Raw genomic sequence first — 2,854 nt, forward strand, 5'->3', positions numbered from 1 at the left:
GAGCCGCCGTGGGTCGGCGTCGACGCTGCGCGAGTGCCGACGCCACCGGACCCAAGCCCACCCGATAGCGCCACCGAGCACCAGGAGCAGCAACACTGCAACTGACCAGTAGAGGATCGTATTCAGTCCCGGCGCCCGTAGCGCCTCAGCCGGATTGGTCGGGTTGAGCAGCAAGCCGATTCCGCCAGCAATCCCGGCTTGGGGCTGCTCCGAGCCAGCGAGGAATGCCGTGACGGAACCCGCAGCTCGCAAGACGACGGCGACACTGAAGACGGCAATCAGCGCGATCATCAGGAAGTTGGTCAATTCATCACCGAGACCCCGTCCCTGACCGTGTGGGGCGGTCATTGCAGCAAATGTTCGGTGACGATGACACCGGAGACGCGCCCGATGAGCAAGGTCTCCGATCGGTTATCCAGAAGCCGGGTCGCATCGATCACCGCACGAGCGCTCCCATCAGCGGATCCTTCAGCACTGGAAACTGAAAGTGCAACGGTGACGTCTTTGCCGGGGATGAATCCGGACCCGGCTACCTCGATGAGCTGATGCATTGGGCCGTGCCGCGCTCGCCGCGTCGTGCTGGGAGACTGAACCTCCACGGTGGCGGGTTCTCGCTGCGCCACTTGCACGATGTCAGTGAACACGGACCCATCGAACTCGTGCACTTCGACTCGGACGGTGCGCGTGCGGTGGTCAGAGATCGCATCGAGAAGATCACCAAACCGTGCCCGGCTCCAAGGGGCGTCCGGTGTTGGGGGTAGGAAGTCGCGTCCGTCGTAGCTGACGTCCATGGTGCCGCGCTCGCTGACCGCGATGACTGCAAGCGGGAGCGCGAAGGGTGATCCGGGCGGTGTTTCTGCAGGGTTATTGTGATTGCTCATGCCACAGAGGTGCGCGTCGGCACCCACGTCATCGTTCAGCTGATCATGCGGCTTCTGGTGTCGAAGAGTTCAAGCTCGCTGGGGTGCAGCTGGTGCTGGCAGACGAAGGAGCGATCCTTGATGCGCCATAGTCCCTGGCCGACACCGAGACCCGGCAGCAGCTTCTGTTCGGTCCCCGTCAGACCAAGCGCTCTAGCAGTGGCCCCGAGCTGATCGGATTCCTGCCGGTAAATGATTCGCGTCTCTGCGTTGGCGAGAAGGCTGCTTGCCAGGGCTCGCATTGCGGAACCCTGGTCACCGACGTTCTCCAAGTCGGTCAGCTTGTGAACGATCAGCATGTTCGCAATCCCGTAGTGGCGAGCGAGCCGCCAGTGCGCATCCATCCGGCGCAACAACGCCGGATGAGACATCAGGCGCCACGCCTCGTCGTAGATGCACCAGCGCTGGCCACCGTTCGGGTCGAGTAGGGCGGATTCCATCCAAGCGGACGAACAAGTCATGAGGACCGAGGTCAGGGTCGAGTTTTCTGTCACCCTCGATAGGTCAAGAGAGATCATCGGGAGCGACGGATCGAAACTCACTGTCGACGGACCATCGAAGAGTCCGGTGAGGTCACCAGCGACAAGGCGCCGCAGTGCATGCCCAACGAGACGCCCATCCTCGGCCAGGCGCCCGTCGGGATCTGCCTGCGCTGTCGGGGTGAGTATGTGTTCAACGATCATGGGAAGGATCGGCACATCGTTGCTGCGTACCACCTCGGTCAGGGCAGTGTCGATTCCAGTGTGTTCCAGGGGCGTGAGTGGTCGAGTAAGGACCGTCTCGGCGAGTGCGCCGATCAGGTCGCGTCGTCGTGCCGCGACCGTGGATGCCCAGCTCTCATCGCCCATTCCGGCGGGTCGATAGCCTTCGTCGAGTGGATTCAGCCGGGCGGCGAGCCCGTGACCGAGTACGATCGCTCGGCCTCCCACAGCTTCAGCGATCGCGGTGTGCTCGCCCTTCGGATCACCGGGGACGTAGACGCGACGACCGAACGGGATCGATCGTGTGTAGAGGCTCTTGGCCAGGCTGGATTTCCCGGATCCGACAATGCCCGCGAGCACGAGGTTCGGCGCGGTGATGATGCCGCGCGCGTAAAGCACCCACGGGTCGTAGACGAAGGAGCCGCCGGAGTACAGATCCTGACCAACGAAGACCCCGTCGGATCCGAGCCCGCCTTCAGCCAGGAATGGGTATGCACCAGCAAGAGTTGCCGATGTGTCTTGATGCCGTGGCAGACGAAGCCTCCCGGGCGATCGCAGCTGCGTTGGTCCCCGTTCGCCAGCTGGCGAAATGTATGTGGTTGCTCGGCGCTCAGCAAGATCAGCGGCGTACTTTGCGCGGGACGCCTGATGCTCTGCTCTCTGCTGCTCCGCTTGCAACTCCGCGGCAGCCTGCCTGCGCTGCCTGCGTATGCGCCGCTTCTCGGATGCTGGAGCGACAAGAACCGAAGTGTGCAGGCGCTCAGCATCATCGCGGCTCATAGTCCTAGACCCCGCTGCCTCTTGACCGCAGTAATGCTGGCAGGCTCAAACCACGACGCTCGCTGTGAACCGTGAGTACGGCTCGGTGCCGACGGAGCGGGGACGCTCCGAACGTCATCGGGCAGTTGATCTACCGTGTCCACCGCGTGGATCCGGTAGAGCGCGACGTGCGCGAAAGCGTGACTGTGGACAAGGTGGTAATCGCCGTCGTTTAGTTCATGCTCAAGCGGGCCACTCGGCGGTACGTCGTAGACGTATCCGTTCTCCATCGCTGCACTGGTGGTTTCGTCGCCATAGTCCCAACTCTTCAAGTGGTTGAGACCAGCGAGAGCACCGTCGGCGTCGATTATGTCCAGCAACTCGTCCGCCTCCTGACCTTGCATGAAGACGACGCTGATCCAGCGCGATACTGTCTGGGATCCTTCGGCGAAAGCTTCTCGCCATGCGATGCGG

General features: G+C 62.7%; 2 protein-coding genes and 2 pseudogenes. All 4 read right to left on the bottom strand.

Annotated elements, in window-relative coordinates; translation table 11 throughout:
* A pseudogene (locus Y708_RS29785) lies at positions 1-348 on the bottom strand (type VI secretion protein); the annotation flags it as partial.
* Entirely contained in the window at positions 345-881 is a 537-nt protein-coding gene (locus tag Y708_RS0109665) for a hypothetical protein (RefSeq protein ID WP_028279784.1), read from the bottom strand. The pseudogene Y708_RS29785 and the gene Y708_RS0109665, both read right to left, overlap by 4 nt.
* Before the next feature lie 35 nt (positions 882-916).
* Positions 917-2,401 carry an ATP-binding protein gene (locus Y708_RS0109670; protein ID WP_028279785.1) on the bottom strand — a complete coding sequence of 495 codons (1,485 nt, stop codon included), beginning with the start codon at positions 2,399-2,401 and terminating at the stop codon, positions 917-919.
* Positions 2,398-2,854 (bottom strand): annotated as a pseudogene (locus tag Y708_RS28295) (hypothetical protein); the annotation flags it as partial. The gene Y708_RS0109670 and the pseudogene Y708_RS28295, both read right to left, overlap by 4 nt.

Origin of the sequence: Arthrobacter sp. H5 (assembly GCF_000520595.1) — a bacterium.
Lineage (GTDB): Bacteria > Actinomycetota > Actinomycetes > Actinomycetales > Micrococcaceae > Arthrobacter_D.

Coding starts and splice junctions, on each gene's coding strand:
- Y708_RS0109665 (WP_028279784.1), bottom strand. CDS start 881: ATGAGCAATCACAATAACCCTGCAGAAACACCGCCCGGATCACCCTTC.
- Y708_RS0109670 (WP_028279785.1), bottom strand. CDS start 2,401: ATGAGCCGCGATGATGCTGAGCGCCTGCACACTTCGGTTCTTGTCGCT.